Origin of the sequence: uncultured Eudoraea sp. (genome assembly GCF_947490415.1) — a bacterium.
In the GTDB taxonomy this organism is placed as follows: domain Bacteria; phylum Bacteroidota; class Bacteroidia; order Flavobacteriales; family Flavobacteriaceae; genus Eudoraea.
Window position 1 is genome coordinate 295,053 of record NZ_CANLGX010000003.1, and the last position, 23,390, is coordinate 318,442.

At 38.5% G+C, this 23,390-nt stretch carries 23 protein-coding genes; 15 read left to right on the top strand and 8 right to left on the bottom strand.

Annotated features, from left to right (window positions below; translation table 11 throughout):
- Positions 1-11 precede the first annotated feature (11 nt).
- Positions 12-2,204, bottom strand: a complete 2,193-nt coding sequence (locus Q0874_RS09560) for an amino acid permease (RefSeq protein WP_299162355.1) — start codon at positions 2,202-2,204, stop codon at positions 12-14.
- Between the two features lie 232 nt (positions 2,205-2,436).
- On the opposite strand from Q0874_RS09560, the gene Q0874_RS09565 reads away from it, so the two are divergent.
- The 5 genes from Q0874_RS09565 (at position 2,437) to lpxD (ending at position 7,476) form a co-directional block, all read left to right on the top strand.
- Entirely contained in the window at positions 2,437-3,366 is a 930-nt protein-coding gene (locus Q0874_RS09565) for a nuclear transport factor 2 family protein (protein WP_299162358.1), read from the top strand.
- 314 nt (positions 3,367-3,680) lie between these two features.
- On the top strand, positions 3,681-4,565 hold the full coding sequence (locus Q0874_RS09570; protein WP_299162360.1) for a DUF4382 domain-containing protein: 885 nt from the start codon (positions 3,681-3,683) through the stop codon (positions 4,563-4,565).
- Between the two features lie 185 nt (positions 4,566-4,750).
- Complete coding sequence (locus tag Q0874_RS09575) at positions 4,751-5,788, top strand: zinc-dependent alcohol dehydrogenase family protein (protein WP_299162362.1); 1,038 nt, start codon at positions 4,751-4,753, stop codon at positions 5,786-5,788.
- A 143-nt stretch (positions 5,789-5,931) separates the two neighbouring features.
- A complete protein-coding gene (locus Q0874_RS09580; RefSeq protein ID WP_299162364.1) occupies positions 5,932-6,315 on the top strand; it encodes a DUF1080 domain-containing protein in 384 nt (127 codons plus the stop codon).
- 171 nt (positions 6,316-6,486) lie between these two features.
- A complete protein-coding gene (gene lpxD, locus Q0874_RS09585) occupies positions 6,487-7,476 on the top strand; it encodes a UDP-3-O-(3-hydroxymyristoyl)glucosamine N-acyltransferase (RefSeq protein WP_299162366.1) in 990 nt (329 codons plus the stop codon).
- Positions 7,477-7,592: 116 nt separating this feature from the next.
- Here lpxD and Q0874_RS09590 read toward each other — a convergent pair whose 3' ends face one another.
- The 5 genes from Q0874_RS09590 to Q0874_RS09610 form a co-directional block, all read right to left on the bottom strand.
- A complete protein-coding gene (locus Q0874_RS09590; RefSeq protein ID WP_299162368.1) occupies positions 7,593-8,426 on the bottom strand; it encodes a sugar phosphate isomerase/epimerase in 834 nt (277 codons plus the stop codon).
- Positions 8,427-8,508: 82 nt separating this feature from the next.
- Complete coding sequence (locus Q0874_RS09595; protein WP_299162370.1) at positions 8,509-9,306, bottom strand: SDR family oxidoreductase; 798 nt, start codon at positions 9,304-9,306, stop codon at positions 8,509-8,511.
- A 6-nt stretch (positions 9,307-9,312) separates the two neighbouring features.
- On the bottom strand, positions 9,313-10,338 hold the full coding sequence (locus tag Q0874_RS09600) for a zinc-binding dehydrogenase (protein ID WP_299162373.1): 1,026 nt from the start codon (positions 10,336-10,338) through the stop codon (positions 9,313-9,315).
- Between the two features lie 33 nt (positions 10,339-10,371).
- Positions 10,372-11,067 carry an orotidine 5'-phosphate decarboxylase / HUMPS family protein gene (locus Q0874_RS09605; protein ID WP_299162376.1) on the bottom strand — a complete coding sequence of 232 codons (696 nt, stop codon included), beginning with the start codon at positions 11,065-11,067 and terminating at the stop codon, positions 10,372-10,374.
- Positions 11,068-11,073: 6 nt separating this feature from the next.
- The gene (locus Q0874_RS09610) at positions 11,074-11,892 is read right to left on the bottom strand and encodes a DUF1080 domain-containing protein (RefSeq protein WP_299162378.1); all 819 of its coding nucleotides are present in this window, start codon (positions 11,890-11,892) and stop codon (positions 11,074-11,076) included.
- A gap of 386 nt (positions 11,893-12,278) precedes the next feature.
- Here Q0874_RS09610 and Q0874_RS09615 point away from each other — a divergent pair, with 386 nt between their 5' ends.
- Both Q0874_RS09615 and Q0874_RS09620 read left to right on the top strand, forming a co-directional pair.
- The gene (locus Q0874_RS09615) at positions 12,279-12,734 is read left to right on the top strand and encodes a cold-shock protein (protein ID WP_299162381.1); all 456 of its coding nucleotides are present in this window, start codon (positions 12,279-12,281) and stop codon (positions 12,732-12,734) included.
- Positions 12,735-13,306: 572 nt separating this feature from the next.
- Positions 13,307-13,951 (top strand): head GIN domain-containing protein, encoded by a 645-nt coding sequence (locus tag Q0874_RS09620; RefSeq protein ID WP_299162383.1) that lies wholly within the window; start codon positions 13,307-13,309, stop codon positions 13,949-13,951.
- Here the strand turns inward: Q0874_RS09620 and Q0874_RS09625 are convergent.
- A complete protein-coding gene (locus Q0874_RS09625) occupies positions 13,941-14,546 on the bottom strand; it encodes a pseudouridine synthase (RefSeq protein ID WP_299162385.1) in 606 nt (201 codons plus the stop codon). The genes Q0874_RS09620 and Q0874_RS09625 overlap by 11 nt on opposite strands.
- A 206-nt stretch (positions 14,547-14,752) precedes the next feature.
- Here Q0874_RS09625 and Q0874_RS09630 point away from each other — a divergent pair, with 206 nt between their 5' ends.
- The 7 genes from Q0874_RS09630 to mgrA all read left to right on the top strand — a co-directional run bounded on the left by Q0874_RS09630 (position 14,753) and on the right by mgrA (position 21,358).
- Entirely contained in the window at positions 14,753-15,859 is a 1,107-nt protein-coding gene (locus Q0874_RS09630) for a nickel-binding protein (protein WP_299162387.1), read from the top strand.
- A 112-nt stretch (positions 15,860-15,971) separates the two neighbouring features.
- Positions 15,972-16,346, top strand: a complete 375-nt coding sequence (locus Q0874_RS09635; RefSeq protein WP_299162389.1) for a group 1 truncated hemoglobin — start codon at positions 15,972-15,974, stop codon at positions 16,344-16,346.
- 41 nt (positions 16,347-16,387) lie between these two features.
- Positions 16,388-17,785 (top strand): FAD-binding oxidoreductase, encoded by a 1,398-nt coding sequence (locus tag Q0874_RS09640; protein ID WP_299162391.1) that lies wholly within the window; start codon positions 16,388-16,390, stop codon positions 17,783-17,785.
- 264 nt (positions 17,786-18,049) lie between these two features.
- A complete protein-coding gene (locus tag Q0874_RS09645; RefSeq protein WP_299162393.1) occupies positions 18,050-18,499 on the top strand; it encodes a hypothetical protein in 450 nt (149 codons plus the stop codon).
- 7 nt (positions 18,500-18,506) lie between these two features.
- Complete coding sequence (locus tag Q0874_RS09650; RefSeq protein WP_299162396.1) at positions 18,507-19,211, top strand: carbohydrate-binding protein; 705 nt, start codon at positions 18,507-18,509, stop codon at positions 19,209-19,211.
- Positions 19,212-19,228: 17 nt separating this feature from the next.
- Positions 19,229-20,293: a uroporphyrinogen decarboxylase family protein gene (locus tag Q0874_RS09655; RefSeq protein ID WP_299162398.1), complete on the top strand. Its 1,065-nt coding sequence runs from the start codon at positions 19,229-19,231 to the stop codon at positions 20,291-20,293.
- A 72-nt stretch (positions 20,294-20,365) separates the two neighbouring features.
- Positions 20,366-21,358 carry an L-glyceraldehyde 3-phosphate reductase gene (mgrA, locus tag Q0874_RS09660; protein ID WP_299162400.1) on the top strand — a complete coding sequence of 331 codons (993 nt, stop codon included), beginning with the start codon at positions 20,366-20,368 and terminating at the stop codon, positions 21,356-21,358.
- A 16-nt stretch (positions 21,359-21,374) separates the two neighbouring features.
- Here mgrA and Q0874_RS09665 read toward each other — a convergent pair whose 3' ends face one another.
- Positions 21,375-21,875, bottom strand: coding sequence for a hypothetical protein (locus tag Q0874_RS09665; protein WP_299162403.1), 501 nt, complete (start codon positions 21,873-21,875; stop codon positions 21,375-21,377).
- Positions 21,876-22,281: 406 nt separating this feature from the next.
- On the opposite strand from Q0874_RS09665, the gene Q0874_RS09670 reads away from it, so the two are divergent.
- Positions 22,282-23,379: a Re/Si-specific NAD(P)(+) transhydrogenase subunit alpha gene (locus Q0874_RS09670; RefSeq protein WP_299162405.1), complete on the top strand. Its 1,098-nt coding sequence runs from the start codon at positions 22,282-22,284 to the stop codon at positions 23,377-23,379.
- The last annotated feature ends 11 nt before the right edge of the window (positions 23,380-23,390 follow it).

Below are 23,390 nucleotides of genomic sequence, written 5' to 3' on the forward strand. Positions count from 1 at the left end.
AGGAGGAATATTTAAGCAAGTATACTTTCATGGCCGGAATCTTTAACAAAAAGACAGGAACTGTTAGTACTTATAGTCATTTCCTTTACAAATTCAAATTTTAAATTTTCTTCCATACCAAAAATATTAAGATCGGCCGAAGGTGCATTTGCCACAGTATCCTTGAAATTTCCTACCCGAACTTCAGTAAGTGTTTCGGGTAATCGGGCCAGGTTAATTAACAATTTCAGGAATTTATGGGCATTCTCTCTTTCTTTTTCATCTTTAATAACAATAATCAACCGAATAGTAGCATCCCAATTTTTTTTAAGTTTATATGCAATTAGGATCGACAAATCTAAATTACCAATATCCCATCCTATATCCCAATTGTCAGTTCGGTCACTTACCCATACATTAATCATATTTCTTCTGCCTAATAATGCTGTTGGATGAGAAGAGTATAGTAAAACACCAATTTCTAAGCGGATACATTCTTTTATAACAGGCCTGATCTCTGTCTCGTAATTGTCATGTTGCTGTAGGTTTAAAAAAACAACATTAGGTCTAAAAAAAGCTCCTTTTAAAGCCTGATTGCCATAATTAACCCCTTTGGCAAAATCATCTGTATTAATTACCGTCCAGGAAGAGAAAACATCTTTAATTCTAAATGCTTCCGAAAGAGAAGCAAGTTCCTCAGCCAATTTTGTGTTTGCTTTATTTGATTCTATCCCCAGGAGTTTTATCGATCCTTTAGGTTTGGCAATATTCCTTAAAAACTGAAAATTACCTTTAGCACCAACAACATCTCTTACCGGGACCATCAAATTTGGTTTCCATGCCCTTTGCTGCATGGTTTTCATGCCCCATGTATGCTTGGCCGCCCATTCTGCAAATGAAACAAAAAGGCCCGATCTAACATCTTCAAAAGGGGTTTCGATATGTTGGCGTGATAAAAACCAATAGACTACAAAAACAATACTTATTGAAATAAGGCTTATCGTCGGGTTAATAATAAACATTGCCATTACAGAGGATGCCAACCCTACCCATGGAACCCATTTATTGATCTTAAACAACGGGCGGTAACTTATTAACCCTAAATTTTGTTCAATAATTACAACAACATTGATCATTGCATAGGTAATCAGAAAAAATAGCGTTACAAGAGGAGCCACCGCATTCAGATCACGAAGCAACATGGTAATAAAAATCATTATGCCTGTGACCAACATAGCATTTCTTGGCTGCCCGTTTGCACTTTGGCCTGCAAGAAATTTACCATAGGGCAATACCCGATGTTCCCCCATTGCAAAAAGAATACGTGAAGAGCCAACAAGAGAGGCCAGGGCAGAAGAGAAGGTGGCGCCAAGGATACCTGCAATTATTAAGGGTCCAAAATAAGACTTATCAATTATGATATTATAATTGGAGATCAGTTCCTGTTCCGTGGCTGAGCGTGCTAGCCAGAAGGCCAAAACCATATAGATTACAAAACTAATCCCAATTGCCCATAAAGTACCAAAAGGAATACTTTTATTAGGGTTTTTTAACTCCCCGGACATATTGGCCCCTGCCATAATACCGGTGGAAGCAGGAAAGAATACTGCGAATACAATCCAGAAACCACTGCCACCAAAATCATTTTCCGGTGAACCTTTAAAATTACCCCATCTGATGGCATCTTCCGTTGGAATGGTCATAGAACCATAATATGCCGCAATAACTATAGATATTAGAGAAAGAATAATAATACCTATAATTAAGAACTGGGTTTTGATAGCCAGATCAGCACTGATGTAGGCTATAGTTAATAAAATTCCAAAAACAATAATATCAATCAAAAACGGGATATGATGAGGAAATATACCAAGCCATCCTTCTCTGAAACCGAAGATATACATAGTTACCGCCAAACCTTGTGAAATATAACGTGGAATGCCTAGGCTTCCACCTACTTCCAGCCCCAATGCCTGGGAAATTATGGCGTAGGCACCACCGGCACCAATGCGTATATTGGTTGTAATCGCCGACATGGATAAGGCCGTAGTCAGGGTAATAAGAAACGATACAATAATTATTAACCAGGCACCCAGAAGACCTGCATTGCCTACCACCCAACCCATTCTCAGGTACATAATTACGCCTAGAATAGTTAAAAGTGTGGGCGTGAATACACCTGCAAATGTTCCAAATTTCTTACTGTTGGTTGGCTGTGTTTCCATTATACAATAAGTAATGTTTAATTAGTGCAGAAGATAACAATTATGTGCCAATTATAGATCAATTTTTCCATAGGGAATAACAAACTAAATTATTAAAAAACGGGGTCGATTTTTACTTTCGATCAGTAAACTGCCATACTGGGACATAAAATAGGTATGTTCGTCCGTTTTGGGTTGGTGATCTTAAATGGATTTTTTTAATTCGCAGCCATTAACCATTTAACAGATAAATATGAAAAATGTATTTTTTACTGCCCTAATGCTTTTAGCAACTATGGGTTATTCTCAAAAGAAAAACAACGGCAAGGTATTTAATGAACACCCTGCTATTGGTATAGTCAATGATATGCTCGAGGCTTTCTTTGCGGGAGATGCTGATAAGGTGGCATCATACCTCGCTGAAGATTTTAAAGCCTATAATGGCACAGGCATTAATAAAGATAACAAAGGAAACTCTAAAGAACAGTTTATAGATCAGGCCAATTATTGGAAAGAAAACCTATCCTATGTTTCTTTTAAACCTACAAGTGGTGCTTATCCCGACGCTATTGAATATAAAGATGGTGGCACCTGGGTACAGACCTGGAACCACTTAAAGGCAATGCATAATACAACCGGAGTAAAAATTGATATGCCAACTCACAGGCTGTTTAAATTGAATGACGATAACAAAATAGAAACCATGATCAATTATTATAATGAGCGTGTTTTCTGGGAAATCGGTCAAAGTTTTGAAGACAGAAAAAACGGCACTATATACAACCATCATGACAATATCAATTCAGTTCGGAAAATGATGAACGCATTTGAAAACATGGACCTTGAAACTGCCTACAGCTTTTTTAAAGAAGATGCCCGCTTTAATTCTTTAGAGTTGCCGGATGGTGAAACCATGAGCCTTGAAGAAGTAAAAGCGAGAAACAATAAGATCATGGAAGATTTTGAAATTACGAGCATAGATGTTGTAGGTTATCCGGACTACCTTGAATACGATCTGAGAGATGCAAGAGCCGTGCAATCCTGGTGGAAATTCAGAATGATAAGAAAAGCTGACGGGAAAAAAATAATTCTCCCAGCATTATATATTCACGACTTTGATGAAGATGGAAAGATAGTCAGGTCTAGTTCCTATATAAGTACCAAGGTGCTCGAGGCAAAGTAAATCAACCAATCCAAAAAAAACCCTTAAAAGAGCGCTATTTGCGCTCTTTTTGGTTTTCTGATCCTCCCGGGTAAAATACCTAAAAAGAAATATGCGAATCGCAAGATTAAAATACTGATAAACAGTATTATAGATATATCATTGGTAGTATTAAAAGAAGCATTAATTAAGTTGGACCTGTCATGTATTACATCGAAAAAATGGCTAAAATCGTAATTCTTCTTTTTAAAATCAGGAAATTAGCACTTTAAAATGATGTGGATTACCTGAAAATAATTCTAACATAATACTACGAACCCTAAATGATATCCCCCATGAAAATTAAACTTTTATCCTCTTTTATCGTTCTGGCATCACTATTTTTTTTAGGATGTTCTGAAGACTTGAACAACGAAGCAACCATGGGAAGACTTACAGTGCATTTAACGGATGCACCATTTCCCTATGATATGATCTCTGAGGCCAATGTTACTATTTTTAAAGTAGATGCGCGTTATAAAGGGGATTCAATGGAAGGTGACGAGAATAATGATGATGAAGGCAATTCTTTTATAGTTTTAATGGAAGAAGAAAGGGATTTTAATCTGTTAAACCTAACTAATGGAATTACCGAGACATTAGCAGATATTGAGGTTCCTGCAGGTTCATATGATCTTATCCGAATTTACGTCAAAGGGGTTAATGTTGTTCTTAATGACGGCAGAACCTTTGACTTAAAGGTTCCGAGCGGAGAACAAACAGGTATAAAGGTGTTTGTAAAACCTTCTATTAATGTAAGTGGGGAGATAAGTTCAGATCTGCTGTTAGACTTTGACGTAAGCAGATCTTTTATACCCAAAGGAAATATCGATAACATTTCTGGTATTACCGGGTTTAATTTTAAACCTGTTATTAAGGCAAGTAATATGTCTTTTGCTGGTACACTATCAGGATTGGTTTCAACAAAGATGGACAATGACGAGATAGTTGGGCTGGAGAATGCGATGTTATATGTCTATGAGACAGGAACCATGGAAGAAGAACCTTTTAAGACTGGCGCTACAGATGAGAACGGTAATTATACTATAATGGGTCTTAATGCAGGTTCATATGATGTGATGGTAGAACTGGACGGTTATGAAACGCAAATTATTGAAGAAGTAACTATTGTGGCGGGGAATAAAATAATTCAAGACTTTGATTTGGTTCCTGTGCCATAAGGAACAGTGGTTAAGTCCGAAAGGCGGAATATCACTATTCCGCCTTTTTTATTGATTACCTTCAGATAACCCTTATCAATAATTGTAAATTCCATTCTTTTTAATTGGCGAAAATCATTATTTTCGGTTGTAATAGTCAGTAATTCCATGAATTAAAAATTCTGGTTTTTCTTTTATTTACAATTATGAAAGTTGCTTTATATAATGCATTTCAAGGACCAATTTCAATTGCAAATGTCATTGATCCGAACCCCTCAGAGTTTGGTGTAGTTATTAAGGTAGAAGCCAGTGGTTTATGCCTTAGTGATTGGCATGGCTGGATGGGGCATGATCCGGATATTGTTTTGCCACACGTTCCTGGTCATGAACTGGCCGGAACTATAATGAGTGTAGGCAAAAAGGTTAAAAACTGGAGGGCAGGCCAAAGGGTCACCGTCCCTTTTGTAGGAGGATGTGGATCCTGTACCTATTGCCTCGAAGGTAATCAACAAGTCTGTAACTTTCAGTTTCAACCGGGGTTTACAGCCTGGGGTTCTTTTGCTGAATATGTCGCAATTGATTATGCTGATATAAATTTGGTAGAATTACCTGCCAATATGAACTTCCTTGAAGCTGCAGGATTGGGTTGTAGATTTATTACGGCATACAGGGGTGTTAGAGAGCAGGGAAAATTGACTTCAGATCAAACCATTGCAGTACATGGATGCGGTGGAGTAGGGCTTTCAGTGATTCAAATTGCAAAGGGTATTGGAGCCAAAGTCATTGCCATAGATATTAACGTGCAAAAATGCAACCTGGCAAAAGATCTGGGTGCTGACTATACTATTAACGCAGCTACGACCAATGTTGTGCAAGCCGTAAAAGAACTTAGCGGTGGCGGTGTACACGTCTCCGTAGATGCATTAGGGCATAGTATTACCTGTATTAATTCTATAATGGGCCTTAGAAAACGAGGTAAACATATTCAGATTGGATTAATGACAGAATCACATGCTGCGCCTCCAATACCTATGGCAAATATTGTGGCAAACGAATTGGAAATTCTTGGAAGCCATGGGATGCAAGCTCATAAATATCCGGAAATGTTTAATTTTATAGACAAGGCAGGAATTAATTTAGGGAATATGATCACAAAAACCATTTCCCTTCAAGAAGTGCCTGTTCACTTACCAAAGATGCATGAAAATAGTTCATCAGGAATTACAGTCGTCAATTCTTTTTAAGATAATTAATTAGGTGTTTTTTTAATCAATAACAGCACATATGAATAGGTTTTGGACATTTTCATTATTCATAATACTAATAATGGGCTGTAGCCAAAATGATTCTTTTAGCCTTTTTAATGGAAAAGATTTGAATGGATGGCATGTTGATGTTCCCGAAATCTATAGAAGTGCAAATGATGCATGAAAATGCCGGCGACTTTTGGTGTATTGCTGAAGACATTAAAACGGACAATATGATAGACCGCAGAGGGCCAGAAGAGAATTGGGGTATTATAGAAGGTAAGGGGAGGAGAATTAAAAACCTTACCGATGGTTCTGAAAAACCACTTGGTGAATGGAATTCAATGAGTATAGAATGTCTGAAAAATGAAATAAAAGTCTGGGTAAACGGAGATTTGGTTAACTATGGATATAATGCCACAGTTAAAAGCGGACATATTGCCATACAGGCAGAAGGTTCGGAAGTAGAATTCCGGAAGTTGGAACTAATACCAATTACCAGCCTAAGCATGTCTGAAGAGTAGTGTTTTATTATCTAATAATAACTGCGCCATAATGCAACCACTTTTAAAGGGTGGCCACGGATTAATAGGCTTATACCTTTGTAAAGTGCATAAAAATGGATGCTCTAAATATAAATTCTATCTTTGTATAATCTGGTTTATTGCCACTTTAAAAGCTAACTGCAAAATCATATGAAATCATTTACAATTCAGGAAATTAATGCAATTCTCGAAGGAGAACTCGTTGGAAATACAGACCAAAAGATATTGGGTTTAGAAGAAATTGATAAAGCGGGTAATTCGCAAATTACCTTCATTGGGAGTAGAAAATATGCTCAAAAATGGGATGATTCCAACGCGGCAGCGGCAATTATTAATGAAGGACTCAAGGCTGAGCCTGGAGAAAACAGAGCCCTGATTAAGGTCAAAAACGCTGATTTGGCTATGGCCAAATTGTTGGAAGTTTTTATTAAAGAACCGCCTCATTTTGATGTAGATATACATCCTACTGCAGTAATTCATGAAACAGCCACAATAGGTGAAGGGACTAAAATAGGCGCAGGATCTTATATTGGAAAGGATGTTGTTTTGGGAGCAGCTGTTATTGTATATCCTAATGTTACTATTCTGGATGAAACTAAAATTGGAGCTCATACAGTTATTTGGTCTGGTACGGTTATTCGGGAGCGAACTGAGATAGGGGCTTACTGTATTTTTCAAAATAATGTTAGTATTGGTGGTGATGGCTTTGGATATCGTCCGAGAGAAGATGGACGAGGCTTATTGAAAATTCCGCATATAGGCAATGTGGTTATTGGTAATGATGTGGAAATTGGAGCAAATTCATCGGTTGACAGAGCAAAATTCAGTTCCACTATAATAGGCGACGGTTGTAAGATTGACAACCAGGTCCAGATTGCGCATAATTGTATTTTAGGGCGTTCATGTATCATGGCAGGAGCTAGTGGATTAGCTGGATCTGTTACCCTGGGAGACGGAGTAGTTATTGGCGGTAGTGCGTCTATAAAAGATCATACCACCATTCATTCCGGTGCTACTGTTGGCGCTGGTTCAGGGGTTTTGGCCGACGTTCCGGCCGGGAAAACTGTATTGGGGTATCCTGCTGCGGATGCCCGGGAGAAACTTAAGGAATGGGTAGCATGTCGTAATTTGATTAAGTAAAAAGGCGAAGGTGATTTGTGGTCGACAAAGAATACCTGAAGAAAAGATTTAAGCAGGAATAAGTTAGAAGTTGTTATTTTTAATAACTAGCAGTGACCTATTGTTAAGATATTTATTTATTCGAATTCAGGCCAGTAAACCGCGATCTTTTTTCTTAGAAAAGCTACGCTTCGCGCTAACTGATCCATTCCGTCCACGCCGTCTTCTATACTGATCCACCCATCAAAATTTACTCTTTTCAACTCTGTGAAAATAGCGTCATAGTCATTTAAACCCTTTCCAATTTCCCCATGGCGAAGTCTTTTAGCATAACCCAAAACACCGTCTTCCTCTTTTCGAAGATCATCCAAGGTTCCCTCAAGAAGATAACGATCACTGGCATGCATGGTCACTACTCTGGAGGAAACTCTTTTCAATAATTCCAAAGGATCTTCCCCTGCCAGAAAGGCATTACTGGGATCATAATTAACCCCAAAATTCGGGTGTTCTATGGAAGACACAAGTTTGCAAAATACCTCCATTTTCTGGGCAAATTCAGGGTAAGCCCAAAAATCGTCTTTATAGTGGTTTTCTAAAATTAAGGTAATGCCTAAATCGCTTGCGTAAGGTAAACAAGCTTCTATACAGGAAGCAGCCAGTTCAATACCTTTATCTATAGAAAGTTCAGGGCGTCTTTGCCCGGAGAGAACACGGCAATAGGATCCTCCCAGGGCTTTGGTCATTGTAATCCAGTGTTTTTGCTTTTTGATTTCATTTTGTCTGAAAGCCTTATCGGGATGCGTAAAATCTGGCGAACAACAAAGCATAGGAATCTCTTTTCCCTGTTCTTCCACTTTTTTTCTGAACAATTCCCAATTAGACTTATCTGCCATTTCCAGGAAACCCGCATACCATTCCAAACCATCAATTTCCAATGAAGTAGCTAAATCAATCCATTCCGCCACTTTCATAGTTCCGGTTTTACAAAGATCCTGCATATACGCTTTTGGGAAAACAGCTAACTTTGGCACTTCTTATCTGGTGATTATTTGATTATATTTTACGGAATCCCTTCCAGTTTTTCGGTAAATTTCGGCCAATCATAGGAAATTGTTCCAACTCTAGTACCTGACCGCTTACAGGGCCGCATTCATCCGACAGCAGGTAAACAGCTCCAGATGCAATTTCCTGAGGCTCAAAAATACGTTGTGCAGGAGCAAACAGGTCTGGTAACTCCTTAAACCAATCATCATTCATCCCTTGTTGGTTCTGGTTTATTTTTTCGTTTTCCGTTAATACCCAACCTGGATTAATTTGATTGACACGAACCCCGTGATCCCGGAATAAGCTATCTCCAAGGTTTCTGCTTAAAGTCATCAAAGCACCTTTAGATATGCTATAGGCCAATAAATTGGGTTCTCCGCTCCAGGCATTAATAGAGCCAATATTTAGTACACATCCTTTTGTTTTTTTTAGATGAGGCAGGGAAGCTTGAATAATAGCAAAAGGAGCCAGGGTATTTATGGCCAGCATCTTTCTCATAAAAGAAAGATCTGTAGTATTAATATTTGAAGAAACAATCATAGCGGCATTATTGACCACGGCATCCAGTTTGCCAAATTTCTTTACAGCCTCATTTATCAAAATTTCCGGAGCCTCCTCTGTGGTTATATCCATTGTAATTGCAATGGCACTATTACTTCCTAACTCCTCAACCAATCTCTGGCCCTTTTCATTCCGCAATCCATTTAAAAGGACTTGCGCGCCTTCTTTTACGCATGCCCTTGCAATGGCCTGCCCTATGCCGGTATAACCTCCGGTAATTATAATAACTTTGTTCTTTAAACGCATACTAAGTTAATTAGGTTTCAAAATACTTTTTACCACTTTCCCGGAGTGCATGGCTTCAAAAGCCTCATTCCATTGCTCTAGGGGCCATATTCCTCCAATTATTGGTCTTACATCCAATCGCCCTGTTGCCAACAAGGAAAGAACTTTTTCCCAAACAGGCCAGTTATGGCTAAAACTGCCTTGCAAAGTCACATTTTTTTGTACAAGGGGATCCAGCGAGTGATTAAAAGGTTGGGGACCCCAACCAACCTTGGTGATATGCCCATTAGGTCTTACCCATTTTAGTGCCAATTTCAGGGTTTCACTTACCCCTGCCGCATCAATAACACAATCTACCCCGAGACCATCCTGTTCTAGTGCCCATTGGGTAGCATCATCCACAATAATATCACAGCCGTATTGCTTTGCTATTGATAATCTCTCTGCGTCTTTTTTCAGACCAACCAGAGCTACATGGGCTCCGCATAATTGAGCCATGGCAGCACACAATATTCCTATGGTTCCTGGACCTATAACAATGACACGGTCTCCGGGTCGTATTTTTGAATTAGTTATTACAGCATTATAAGCAACAGAACAGGGCTCAGTTAAACAGGCCTGTTCAAAAGAAAGATTTTCAGGTATTCTATGAAGACATCTTGCCGGGACCTTAACAAATCTTGTCATGGCCCCGTTAACTCCATATCCAAATCCCTTTCGATCGGGGTCCAAATTGTAGAGGCCCTGTCTGGTCAGCGGACTTTGGGCATTTATAACTGCAGCGGTTTCACTCACCACTGCATCACCTTCTTTCCAATCCTTGATGCCTTTGCCAATTTCAGCGATATGGCCTCCAAATTCATGTCCAAGAACTACAGGATAATTTACAGGCCAGCTATGATCTGCTGTCCACTGGTGCAGATCACTCCCGCAAACTCCCACATTAGCCACTTCAAGCAGAACTTCGTCATCACTAATGGCAGGCCTGGTTATTTCTCTGATTTCTACACTGCCCTTTTTAGGAGCAAAATTTACAACTGCAATAGAGTTCATATAATTACTATTTAATCTTCAATTCATGGTAGATTATTTAACATCTGTATAAGCATGTATTCTGTCACATATAAGTTTTAATGATGCTTCAAGATCGCCATCAGCCGTCCTAAACGAATCGGCGTCTATGGTTAAGGGAGCTCCCAGCACAACCAGTGGCGCGCCGTATTCCGGGCACCTAATTGCCTGTTCCAACGATAAGCCACCTACGGCTTGTACAGGAATATTTACAGCCGCTACTACCTCTCGCAACTGATCAAGCGGACTTGGCATGGGAAACCCCTGAGCAGCTATTCCTCGGCGCTCATCATAGCCGATGTGGTGTATAACATAATCACAACCAAGTTCTTCCAGCCTTTTGGCACCGGCAACCATATCCGGGCAGCCAAGATTATCGCCCATTACTTCAATTCCAAAATCTTTTCCTGCCTCAACGACCACCTTAATGGTTTCTTCATGTGCCCTGGCCATGACCACTACATGCGTAGCACCGGCCTTAGCCATCATTTCCGCCTCCAGGTAGCCCCCATCCATGGTTTTCAGGTCAGCAACAATAGGCACACCCGGAAAGTTTTCACGTAATTTTTTTACCCCGTGCAATCCTTCGGCCAAAAGTAGAGGAGTTCCTGCCTCCAGCCAATCGACACCTGCCCTCATGGCCAATGCTGCAGTTTCCAAAGCTTCATCAATATTTGTCAGGTCCAGGGATATTTGTACTATGGGTTTCATATCTGCTTAGAGTTCTTTTAATTTTATATTTCTGTATTCTACCTTCATGGGTGGACCCACATGCACCTGTAAACCAAGAAAGCCAGAATATTTCCGGTTAACTGAATCCAGATCCGTTATTTCACTCATTAAAATTTCATTGATATAATGCTGCATACGGTTTCCCCTAACTATTAAATGGCAGCTATTCCAGTCTTCGGTTTTTATCATTGTTTTTAAACTGTCTGAACTCCCCAGTGATGCGATTACCTCCCTGTTCTTCCAGGCATTATTTTGGACATTTGCCTGCAGGGAACCCGGTTCATGTGCACTTTCTTGCGATTTAATTATCACTTTTTCTCCCCTGTAAGCCAGGGTAGTGCGTTTTCGCTCTTCGTAATTCTGCCCGGTATATGTGTTTTTGCCGTCAATATCTGCCTGATATCCCCTTAAGGCAAAAGGAATAGTGTCTAAGCGTTCACTCCGGTAATTAATGCCACTGTTCCCGGACTCAGCGATACGAAAGTCCAATTTTAGCTCAAAGTCTGCCGGCCGGCCACCCTGCCAAATAATAAAAGTATTACTTTCCAAAAGCGTTTCGGGCGTGACTTCTCCAGTCAGAACCCCATTGGATGCGTGCCAGTACGCAGGGTCTCCTTCCCAGCCTTGCAAAGTTGCTCCATCAAAAATTTGAACAAAACCTTCTTCCTCTTGATGGATAATCCCCGATTCCACAACAGTAATCTGGTTTTTTTTATCCTTGCAGAAATGCAAGCCTAAAATCAAAAAAACAGACCAAATTATATACCATGAGATTCGTTTGAGTTTTTTTAGTCTTATTCTCATAGGGCTGATAACCTTAATCTAATTACTTATCTGATATAGAAAATCTATAACCTTATTGATTAATACTTGTATTTAAAAATAAGCATTTAGAAAACAATATTAGCATCCTCGTTCAAATAACAGATAGTTTAGGATTTATTGGCAAATTCTAACCGGAATTATCCCTAGAGGTTCTCAAAAATAGCTTTCCAGCCCTTTTAATTGTAAATTAAAATGCAAGGTGTTATCTTTGTAGAAGTTTAATGAGATGACTACCGACCTATAGTTACCATCGCTCTGGCTAATTTTTTGGAGTATTCACAGTTCCACACTTACTTTTCCAAGCGCTCATTTCTTAATCATGCTTCTTTTTAAACTAAACTATAATATCCAAATAAAATATTTTAATGGCAAGATCGCAACAAACCTATAGCAAAGGCGAAAAAGAAAAAAAACGTCTCAAAAAGCGAGAGGATAAACAAAAGAAAAAAGAAGCACGTAAAGCAGCGGCCAAAGAAAAAGGCGGCGGCATTGAATTTGCATATGTAGATCATAATGGAAATTTAACAGACACCCCCCCAGATCCTTCACTGAAAGTGGAAATTGAGGCTGAAGATATTATCCTTGGTATTCCAAAAAGGGAAGAAGGCGATATAGAAGAGGTAGATCCGGTAAGAAAGGGCAAAGTATCATTCTTCGACTCCTCTAAGGGGTTTGGCTTTATCATTGATGCTGAAAACAATGAAAAATATTTCTGCCATGTAAGTGGCTTGATCGATGAGATTGTAGAAAATGATAAGGTGTCATTTGAACTGGAAAAAGGGATGAAAGGGCTTAATGCCGTTCGGGTAAAGAAAGTTTAACTTCAAACTTTCTCCTCAAAACATCATTTACTCGGATTATTTTCAAATTGTCTTAATTTAATTGTGATTTTCTAATGTATTCCTATACTTATGGTTAAATAGTATATTCAAAACAAGATGAAATCAGACAATAAGTATTCAGAATTAATAGAATTTATCTGCAAGTTCTATCAATGTGAGGTTCGCATATTTAAAAGAATCTTAGGAATAAAATAGCCACTACAAATTTTTCCAAGTGTTTTTCGGGTAAATATTGGGGTTCTTCCCCTTGATATTTTTTGAAATATATCACTTAATTACCTCTGCCCTTTTTTGTAATAACTTAAATAAAGGCTTAATGTTATTACAAAACAATTGCTTCAATTTTTAGTGCGATTTGTAACAAAAATTAAAAGACGTCGTCTTTTAAGTATACATCAATCAAAAAACGATCATCATGAGAACACTTGACATGAACTACATTAAACGGACCTTAAATTATCAAATGGGTTATGGATGGGGAATGAGCAGAAGTCATTCCTTAAAAAGAACTTATAGAAATAACAAATCCTCTTAAATCAATTCAATACATCATGAGAAGGTTATTTTTAATAGCAATCACGGCAATAACATTAGCCTCCTGCTCCAAAGATGATTATACAGGATCAGGAAATACGGTTTCAGAATTCAGAGACGTAAATCTATTTACTAAAATTAGTAGTGAAGGAACCTTTGGTGTTAATATAACTCAGGGTCCGACACAATCTTTGGAAATTATCGCGGATGACAATATCATTGGCAGAGTTAAAACCACAGTTTCCGATGGACAATTAAAGATACATCTGGAAGATGGAAACTATAAAAACACCTATTTGGAAGCCAATATTACGGTGGCGGATTTAAATGGCATAAAAAACGAAGGCACAGGAGATATTACTGTATTCGAATTACAAAATACCGGGATTATGGAAATTGAAAATGTAGGGACTGGAAATATTGCAATTGCCGGTTACACAGATAACTTAACTATTATCAATGAAGGGTCCGGAACTATTAATTGTGCAGAGTTTATGGCGGCCAATGTAGATTTGCGCATTGAGGGCTCAGGAGATTGTGAAGTATATTGCACAGAAAATTTAAAAGTGACCATTGAAGGCAGTGGTAATGTTTATTACAAAGGTAGTCCCAGTATGATTATAGATATATCCGGCTCAGGACAGGTTATTCCTATGAATTGAATTGTTCGCCTTTACTAGTAAGATTTGTCAACGGTTGTACTTCTCCCGGCGACAAATTTTCTAAAGTTATATCTCCTATGCGGATCCTAATAAGTCGGAGAGTTGGGAAGCCAACAGCTGCCGTCATTTTACGAACCTGTCTGAACTTACCTTCTGTAAGTGTAATGCTAATCCAACTGGTAGGCCTGTGTCGTCCAATTCGAAGTTTTTTATCGGCCTCAGGAAGTATTAACAAGGAATTTAATTTGTCTATTTTGCAGGCTTTTGTAAGGTATCTTTTTCCTTCAAAACCAATTGCAACGCCCTTTTCTAAAAGTGCTACTGCCTCATTTGTTATTTCCCCATCCAGTTGAGCATAATACTCTTTTTCGACACCCGAGCGATTTATAGTATCGCTTAGCTTACCATCAGTTGTAAGCAGGAGCAATCCTTCTGATTTTTCATCCAACCGACCTATTGGCATCACACCTTTGGGAAAATCAAAAAGCTCATTTAAAAATTTCTTTTTTCGTAACTCCCTTGAGCAATTCGAATTGAGCTGACTTATTATTCCGAAGGGTTTATAAAGCTTGAAGTGACGTGGTTTTATATCCATTTGAGTTGGCAAGGTAACAAAGTCTTTTTGGACTTCTCGCTGCTCTTAGCTTATTATTGGTTAAAATAAGTGACTAGGTTATTATGATCTCTGTTGGTTTATTTCCGCCAATTTAATTTCTGTCACTTGGGTTTAGTTAGGTTGCTTGGCGGAAATAATTTGTTAAAATTTAATTATTTTTCTTAAATTGTATAAAAACAAAGCCGATGCCTTTATACATGGACCGACATGATATCCCTGAAGAAATTACTGCAGAACATGTGGCTTTAATGCACCAGGAAGACCTGAAAGTGGAGCATTTATATGGGTGTAAGGGAATGACTTATTGGTGTGACACTAAACGGCATACTGCATTCTGTTTGATAGAGGCACCTAACAGGGAGGCCATTCAAAATATGCACAACCATGCCCATGGAGATTTTCCACATGATATCATTGAAGTAGACCCACATTTGGTGGAATCCTTTCTAGGCCGCATTGAAGATCCTCAAAAGGGGGAAAACGAGGACTTAAATATTATTGATGATCCTGCCTTTAGGGTGATCATGGTCTTAGAAACCTCCGATTACCTTCACAGGTTAGATACGCATCAGCTAAGTATGTTCACTCAGAAATTTCATCGTAGTGTTGCGAAATCTGTTAATCACTTTGAAGGAAGTATCGTTCGGGAAAATGACAAATCATACTTAATTTCTTTTAAATCTGTCACCAATGCAGTATTATGTGCTTTGAAGATCCAGGAAAGTTTTAAGTACAGCTATCCCAAATTGGAAAGGGATAATCAGCGCCTCAAAATAGGTATATGCACAGGTGCTCCTGTAACAGCAAAGGATGGTTTCTTTTCAGAATCTATTTTTTTAGCAACGCAGATGTGCGAAATTATCCAGGGCCAAATCGTTATTTCTCCTTCTGTAAAGTCCTTGTATGAAAATGAAAATCGAAATGCTGTCATTGACGATCAATTAATCAGAACCTTGACTCCTAAAGAGGTACTATTTGTTACTCAATTGGTTGAATTTTGTGAACGTACCTGGAATAAATCAAATTTCAATATACTCAACCTTAGCAAAGAACTTGGGCATAGTAAATCTCAATTATACAGAAAAGTTAAGAAACTAACCGGTAAATCACCAATCACCTTTATTAGAGAATACCGGTTGCATAAGGCATTGGAGCTAATACATAACCAACAGGGAAATATTTCTGAAATTGCATTTGAAAGTGGATTTAATAGTCCCGCTTATTTTTCAAAATCTTTTTTAGAGAAGTTTGGGATCCTCCCCTCAAAATATGCACAAATGTATCAGAGTTAAAATTTTCTTCTTTTAAGACCACGATGCATTAAAAGTGTAATTTTTTGGATTAAAATTGGTAATCTGGGTGTTTTAGTCTCTTTAACTTTACGAGATAACCAAAACAATTAAGATGAAAACAACACTTTTTGAAAGATTAGGAGGAACAAAAGGCATTTCGATGATAGTGGATGATGCTGTTGATGCCCATATGAACAATCCGGCAGTGAATGCCCGGTTTTTGCCACTAAAAGAGCAACCCGAACGCCTTGCGGTGATAAAGCAGCATACTATTGAATTTTTTAGCGCTGGTAGTGGGGGGCCTTCGGTATATAACGGGCAAGATATGGTAACTGCACATAAAGGCATGAATATTAGTCTTGGCGAATATATGCATGTAATTGATGATATTTTTGTGGCCTTAGATAAAAATGGCATTAATGATGAAGCCAAAAAGGAGGTACTCTACATTCTATGGTCCTTAAAGGGAATGATACTTTCCAAATAAAATATAACAACCAATTAATAACTAAAACAATTTCAAATACAATGGAAAAAAAACAAACTATTAAAGATTTAGCAACTTCATTAATCGAAGAATTTAGCTCGCATCTTAGGGGAGAAATTATACAGGCCTCGGACCCCGAATACCAGGATGCCAGAAAAGTATATAATGCAATGATTGATAAGCATCCGGGAATGATCGTACGCTGTGTAGACGTTGCAGACGTGATGGCTTGCGTAAATTTTGGCAGGGAAAATAATCTATTGGTTGCCATCAGGGGAGGTGGTCATAATGGCGGAGGACTTGGGCTTTGCGAAGATGGACTAGTCATTGACTTATCTGGACTAAAGAGTGTACGGGTGAACCTGGCAGATCAGACAGTACGCGTTGGAGGTGGAAATCTTTGGGGCGAAGTAGACCATGCAACACACCCATTCGGTTTGGCAGTACCGGCTGGTATTATTTCAACAACTGGTGTAGGTGGATTAACTCTTGGGGGAGGAGTAGGCCATCTTTCCAGAAAATACGGTCTGACCATTGATAATCTTTTAGAGGCAGATATGGTTTTGGCAGACGGTTCCTTTGTTACGGTTAACAAGAATCAAAATGAAGATCTTTTCTGGGCTATTCGCGGTGGTGGTGGAAACTTTGGGGTGATAACATCCTTTAAATTCCAGGCACATCCTGTAAGTACTGTAATTGGTGGACCTACCTTATGGCCAATAGAAAAAACAGAAGAAATTATGTCTTGGTATCATGATTTTATTTTAAATGCACCCGATGACTTGAATGGTTTTATTGCTACCATGATTATCCCCGGACCACCTTTTCCTGAAGAATTGCACAATAAAATGTTTTGTGGCATCGTATGGTGTTATACAGGTGACCCCTCCAAGTTTGATAAACTATTTCAAGAGGTAAGGGACAAAAACCCCTTATTTGAACATGTAGGGGAGATGCCCTATCCTTCTATACAAACTCTTTTTGACGGATTAATGCCGTCTGGAATGCAATGGTATTGGAGGGCAGACTTTTTTAATGATATTAACAAAGAAGCAAGGGCTGTTCATTTAAAATACGGTTCCAGTATCCCTACACCCTTGTCGCAAATGCACCTGTATCCAATTAGTGGCGCAGCCAGCCGGGTTGGTAAAGAAGATACGCCATGGGCTTATAGAGATGCAAAATATACAGGCGTAATTGTCGGAGTTGATCCTGATCCCAATAATGCCGAAAAAATTACCCAGTGGTGCAAAGACTATTGGGAAGCCCTACATCCATATTCTTCCGGTGGTGCTTATTCTAATTTTATGATGGACGAGGGTCAGGAAAGGGTTCAGGCCAGTTATAAACACAATTATAATCGATTGTCCGAGATTAAAAAAAGGCATGATCCAAACAATTTCTTTAGGGTAAACCAGAATATAAAACCCAAAGCTTAAAACAGGTTTTCAAAAATAGTTATATCCAGATCTGTTGAATTGAATAATGGATGTAAGACAATTAGGGGAAGATGAAGTACATGTCATTTCACTTCCCCATTTTTGACTAATAAAATTTACTGCCACTCCTTAATTTATTGAAGCAACTACTTGTTATTGAAGCTGCTTTATCAAATATGTGCAAACCCCGGTTTGGCATAATTATACTTTAAGCATTTTATACTATATTTATTAGGATTTGAATATTCAACTCAAACAATATAGATGAATCAAACTGCGCTTGAAAAAATAATAAGTTCCCTATTTGAGAATTTAGAAGAAGAAATCCTTAGCTACCAAAACAGCCCTGAAGACTGGAATATATCAGATGGAAATGTAGCCATCTGTATAATAACAGAAGATGGCCGGGTTTACGGCAAACTATTTGGAGTCGATAAGATAAAAAGACGGCAATTTTTTAGCGTCGCCTATAAAAAGGCAAGTCAGGTTTGGATTACGGGGCAACGAACAGGCGACTATGAGAAAATAGTTTTTGGAGGAGAAATGGACCCTGAAGATTCACCCATAGAACTCCCGGACCTTATTGGATGGGTAGGAGGGCAACCCATCAAAATTGAGGACACACTATTATCTGTTGGATTTAGTGGTTTTAGGGGATTTAACGATCTCGATATTGTTCAAAAGGCGGTGGAAAAAGTTATGCTTACTCACTAACCCGCACATGACACAAAAAGCTGCTTCTCTGACTAATTTTTTTGCTTTAATTTTAATCCTTGGTTCTTCATGTAAAAATTTATCTAAGGAGGAATTAAATTCAGCCTACTCTGATGATAAATACAAGCAGGGTGTTCAAACCATCCCAGGCAAATTACACTGTGAATATTACGATCTGGGAGGCGAAGGAATAGCTTATCATGATACAGACTCTGTCAACAATGGGAGCGGAAACCTTAATAAAGGATATGATTATCTAAGCGCCTTCAGAAAAGGGGAAGCTGTAGATATTTCTTATACAAAATTTCACATTAGCAGTGATAATTCAAAATATAATCTTGTGCAGCCTGAGGAGGGGCAATTATATGTTGGCTGGACGGAACCAGGTGAATGGACAAGATATACTGTGGATGTGAAAGCCACAGGGATCTACCAAATTGGATTAATGTATACAGCAAATCAAGACGGAAAAATTAGCATCACAACAACTACCGGAGAAGAATCCGGTCCTCTGCAAATTAAATCTACTTATGATGCTAATGATACAATCGCCTGGCGGCAATGGCACCATTGGAACTATACCCAAGAGCTTGGCGAGATTGAGCTTAAAAGCGGCATACAATTACTCACTTTGCATACCCTTGAAAATGGACGGATGAATTATGATTATCTCTCCTTTGAACTTAAAAAAACAACTAGCAAGAATTCATAATTTTAAAATTCTGATTTATGGACATACAAACAATTAAAAGAAGGGATTTTGTCAAATCCCTGGGTCTTATCTCAGCTGGAACATATGCATCAGGTCTGGGAGCTTTTAGCCTGGGATCCTGCGAGTCTGCACCTGTATTCAATAAAAGGGAGGCTGTTTTAAATCTGTTGACTTCAACCGGAAAGCAGGACTATATCCCAAGCGGATTTTTCGTTCATTTTGGCGAAGGGTATCAATGGGGTGATGCTGCGGTAGCCAGGCATCTCGAATATTTTAAAGCTATTGATATGGATTTTATCAAAATCCAGTATGAAGCGCTGTTTCCGGCAATCGATACCATAAAAAAACCGCAAGACTGGGCTAATATGCCCTTTTACGGGAAAGACTATTACGAAAAGCAGCTTTATGTGGTTAAGGAACTTGTAAAACAAGGTAAAAAGTTAGCTCCTGTCATTGCCACTTTTTATTCCCCTTTTATGTGCGCCGGTCACAGTGTTACAAGCCAATTGGTTACCGAACATTTAAAACAAGATCCTGAGAGTGTTATAAAGGGTCTTGAAATTATCACAGATAGTGTAATGATCTTTTTGAAAGAATGTATAAAAATAGGTGTCGATGGTTTCTTAGCTCCAACACAGGGCAATGAAGCCTTTAGGTTTCAGGATCCGAACATATTTTTGGATTATATTAAGCCTACGGATATGGTGGTGCAGAATGAAATTAATGATAACTGTATCTGCAATGTTTTACATATTTGTGACTATGAAGGACCTTATGACGATTTAAGTCCATTTATTGATTATCCCGGTCATATCGTGAATTTGAGTGATATCGTTGCCGGCAAAAGGGTTCCGTTAAAAGAACTGTATTCCATGTTCGGTGAACGCCCTATAATGGGCGGCTTGGAGAAAAGGGGGCCTATCCTGACCGGTACTGATCAGGAGATACAACAACAGGTAGCCGCAGTTCTTAAAGAAGCTCCGGATCGTTTTATCTTAGGCGCTGAATGTGCTTTATTAGGGAAGGTAGATTGGAAAAAAGTGCGAACCGCTGTAGACGTGGGTCATGCTATTAACAACTAGTGATTATTCTAACAATTTTCAATTTACTTTAGAATTTAAGTCAAAAATTACGATAATAACAGCTTTTTATATATGAAGTATACAGCGAACAACGATCGGTATAAAAAAATGAAATATAACCGTTGTGGAAACAGTGGTTTGCTTCTGCCTGCTATATCCCTGGGGTTATGGCATAACTTTGGAGGTATAGATGTTTATGAAAACGGGAGGGAAATGGTTTGCAGGGCATTTGACCTTGGAATAACACATTTTGATCTTGCAAATAATTATGGCCCGCCCTATGGGTCTGCGGAAGAGACCTTTGGCAAAATTCTAAAGACCGATCTGCATTCTTATAGAGATGAAATGATCATCACCTCAAAAGCGGGTTATGATATGTGGCCCGGACCTTATGGCGAGTGGGGCTCCAGAAAATATTTAATCGCTAGTTGTGATCAAAGTCTTAAGCGCATGGGACTGGAGTATGTAGACATTTTTTATAGCCACAGACCAGATCCAAACACTCCATTAGTTGAAACTATGATGGCGCTTGATCAAATCGTTAGATCAGGAAAGGCTTTGTACGCAGGTATATCTTCCTATAATCCTGAGCAGTCTCAGCAGGCAATAGATATATTAAAAGACCTGGGTACGCCCTGCCTGGTGCATCAGCCGTCTTACAGCATGTTCAACAGATGGGTAGAAGATGGATTATTGGATGTGCTCGAAAAAAATGGTGTTGGTTCTGTAGTATTCAGTCCCTTATTCCAGGGGCTCTTGACAAATAAGTACCTTAAGGGGATTCCGGAAGGCTCCAGGGCATCAAAAGCGGATAGCTACCTGCAATCTGCAGATATCACACCAGAAAAGATAACCAAAGTTAAAAGACTAAATGAAATCGCAGAATCCAGAGGTCAAAAAATGGCTCAAATGGCGCTCGCCTGGGTTTTAAGAGACAAAAGAGTTACTTCGGTAATAATAGGTGCCAGCAAAGTATCGCAAATAGAAGATGCCGTTGGTATTCTTGATAAAATGGAATTTACAACGGAAGAATTACAATTGATTGAAGAAATATTAAGGGATTAGTGAGATTTGCCTCCTTTTAAAACTCGAATGTGTGCAAGAATCCGAGGGAGACTGTATTCCAGGTTCTGTTTTCTAATTGTATTCCGGTATAGGACAGGTTAATTTCAGTCAAAGGCCCAATTAAATAACCAATTATAGGTCTGTAATAAATACCTCCATCATTACCTTTATTTAATCCAAGGCCATATCCGCCTTCAATTCCAAAGGAGAATGAATTGGATGGCCAAATTCTTACCGAAGCGGCAAGCGGTACAAATTGAACATCAGTTAGTCCAGAAACAATTACATCCGATTGAAAAGATTCTTTAAATCCATAAATAAGTCCCGTACTTATTCCCAGGTCCACTGTTTCTCCCAAAGCCCACATATATCCAAGGTCCAAACCTGCCATAATGCTTATTTGATCATTAAAATCATCTATAGGCAAACCTGCGTGAATTCCTAACTTTAATCCTTCTTGCGCATACAATCCCATTATTGAAAATGTGAATGCAAACGCCAAAATTATATTTTTCATTTGTACTGACTTTTTATTGTACAACGCCAAATCTAGCAGCTTCTTCAAAGTAGTTGCTATTTTTGTTGCCAAACAGACCTATATGGTTGTGAAAATCGAATAATATTCCTTTTAGACCAACACAATTGCTGTAATTGTAATTAATACTCCTAACTCTTATGTTTTATATATGAAAATACTCGCTAGAGTTTTGATATGATATGTGCAGTATTAAAAAAAAAAAACATATTTTCATGATTTATTAAGAACCGAATTTTTTATATCCACCGTTTCGATAGCTTTAATTATGTCAAACTGTTTGTCGGAACACACAAATCGGGAAATAGATAGTTCAGTTTTTCAATAAACCCCTAAATTTACAGTCCAAGACTAAAAAAAACAATACGCGAATAAACCACCAAGGAATATGATAATAGGCATATTGAAGGAAACTCAAAAAGGCGAAAAGCGTGTTTCAATTTCTCCAAGAATTACAAAACAATTAATTGATAAGGGTTTCGAGTTAATTGTGGAAAAAGATGCAGGCACTTATTCATCTTATAAGAATTCAGACTACAGGGAAGCGGGAGCAAGGGTAGAAAAGAGGGGTGTTGTCTTTAAAGACTCGGAACTTCTTATAAAAATTAATCCGTTTGATGAAGAAGATTTAAAATTAGTAGACAAAGGACAGGTTTTAATAAGTCAGTTGTTTCATAAATCCAACCCACAATTGATAAATTCAATTGCAGAAAAAGGAGCATCCTGTTTCTCTATGGATGCTATACCACGAATTTCAAGGGCGCAGGATATGGATGTATTAAGTTCGCAAAGCAATTTGGCGGGTTATAAAGCGGTTATTCTGGGAGCCTATGAAATGACTAAAATATTACCGTTGATGATGACTGCGGCCGGGACAATAAAACCAGCCAGGGTTTTGATTTACGGGGTAGGGGTTGCAGGATTACAGGCAATAGCTACCGCCAGACGTTTAGGTGCCATGGTTAAGGCTACAGATATTAGAATAGAAACCAAGGAGCAGGTAGAGTCTTTAGGCGCAAAATTTATTATGGTAGAAGGAGCCGTAGGTGAATCTGAAAACGGCTATGCCAAGGAAGCTTCCGAGGATTATGTTCAAAGACAAAAAGAAGCAGTTAATAAGTCTCTTTTTAAAGCAGATTTAGTTATTACCACTGCAGGTATACCGGGAAGAAAATCTCCTATTTTAATTACTGAAGAACAGGTGTTACAAATGAAAAACGGTGCCGTAATCATAGATTTGGCAGCTGCTCAGGGAGGAAATTGTGAAATCAGTAAACTGAATAAAACGGTAATGAGAAATGGCGTAAAAGTTATTGGCACCACCATTGCACCGGAAAGTGTTTCTACTAACGCCAGTGAATTGTATGCGAAAAATATGTACAATTTTATTATGCATCTGACCGAAGACACCAAATTCAAATGGGATCTGGAAGAACAAATAACAAATGAAACTTTAATTGTACATAACGGAATTATTCGAAATTAGTAAAGCAAATA

Coding starts and splice junctions, on each gene's coding strand:
- Q0874_RS09560 (WP_299162355.1), bottom strand. CDS start 2,204: ATGGAAACACAGCCAACCAACAGTAAGAAATTTGGAACATTTGCAGGT.
- Q0874_RS09565 (WP_299162358.1), top strand. CDS start 2,437: ATGAAAAATGTATTTTTTACTGCCCTAATGCTTTTAGCAACTATGGGT.
- Q0874_RS09570 (WP_299162360.1), top strand. CDS start 3,681: ATGAAAATTAAACTTTTATCCTCTTTTATCGTTCTGGCATCACTATTT.
- Q0874_RS09575 (WP_299162362.1), top strand. CDS start 4,751: ATGAAAGTTGCTTTATATAATGCATTTCAAGGACCAATTTCAATTGCA.
- Q0874_RS09580 (WP_299162364.1), top strand. CDS start 5,932: ATGTTGATGTTCCCGAAATCTATAGAAGTGCAAATGATGCATGAAAAT.
- lpxD (WP_299162366.1), top strand. CDS start 6,487: ATGAAATCATTTACAATTCAGGAAATTAATGCAATTCTCGAAGGAGAA.
- Q0874_RS09590 (WP_299162368.1), bottom strand. CDS start 8,426: ATGAAAGTGGCGGAATGGATTGATTTAGCTACTTCATTGGAAATTGAT.
- Q0874_RS09595 (WP_299162370.1), bottom strand. CDS start 9,306: ATGCGTTTAAAGAACAAAGTTATTATAATTACCGGAGGTTATACCGGC.
- Q0874_RS09600 (WP_299162373.1), bottom strand. CDS start 10,338: ATGAACTCTATTGCAGTTGTAAATTTTGCTCCTAAAAAGGGCAGTGTA.
- Q0874_RS09605 (WP_299162376.1), bottom strand. CDS start 11,067: ATGAAACCCATAGTACAAATATCCCTGGACCTGACAAATATTGATGAA.
- Q0874_RS09610 (WP_299162378.1), bottom strand. CDS start 11,892: ATGAGAATAAGACTAAAAAAACTCAAACGAATCTCATGGTATATAATT.
- Q0874_RS09615 (WP_299162381.1), top strand. CDS start 12,279: ATGGCAAGATCGCAACAAACCTATAGCAAAGGCGAAAAAGAAAAAAAA.
- Q0874_RS09620 (WP_299162383.1), top strand. CDS start 13,307: ATGAGAAGGTTATTTTTAATAGCAATCACGGCAATAACATTAGCCTCC.
- Q0874_RS09625 (WP_299162385.1), bottom strand. CDS start 14,546: ATGGATATAAAACCACGTCACTTCAAGCTTTATAAACCCTTCGGAATA.
- Q0874_RS09630 (WP_299162387.1), top strand. CDS start 14,753: ATGCCTTTATACATGGACCGACATGATATCCCTGAAGAAATTACTGCA.
- Q0874_RS09635 (WP_299162389.1), top strand. CDS start 15,972: ATGAAAACAACACTTTTTGAAAGATTAGGAGGAACAAAAGGCATTTCG.
- Q0874_RS09640 (WP_299162391.1), top strand. CDS start 16,388: ATGGAAAAAAAACAAACTATTAAAGATTTAGCAACTTCATTAATCGAA.
- Q0874_RS09645 (WP_299162393.1), top strand. CDS start 18,050: ATGAATCAAACTGCGCTTGAAAAAATAATAAGTTCCCTATTTGAGAAT.
- Q0874_RS09650 (WP_299162396.1), top strand. CDS start 18,507: ATGACACAAAAAGCTGCTTCTCTGACTAATTTTTTTGCTTTAATTTTA.
- Q0874_RS09655 (WP_299162398.1), top strand. CDS start 19,229: ATGGACATACAAACAATTAAAAGAAGGGATTTTGTCAAATCCCTGGGT.
- mgrA (WP_299162400.1), top strand. CDS start 20,366: ATGAAGTATACAGCGAACAACGATCGGTATAAAAAAATGAAATATAAC.
- Q0874_RS09665 (WP_299162403.1), bottom strand. CDS start 21,875: ATGAAAAATATAATTTTGGCGTTTGCATTCACATTTTCAATAATGGGA.
- Q0874_RS09670 (WP_299162405.1), top strand. CDS start 22,282: ATGATAATAGGCATATTGAAGGAAACTCAAAAAGGCGAAAAGCGTGTT.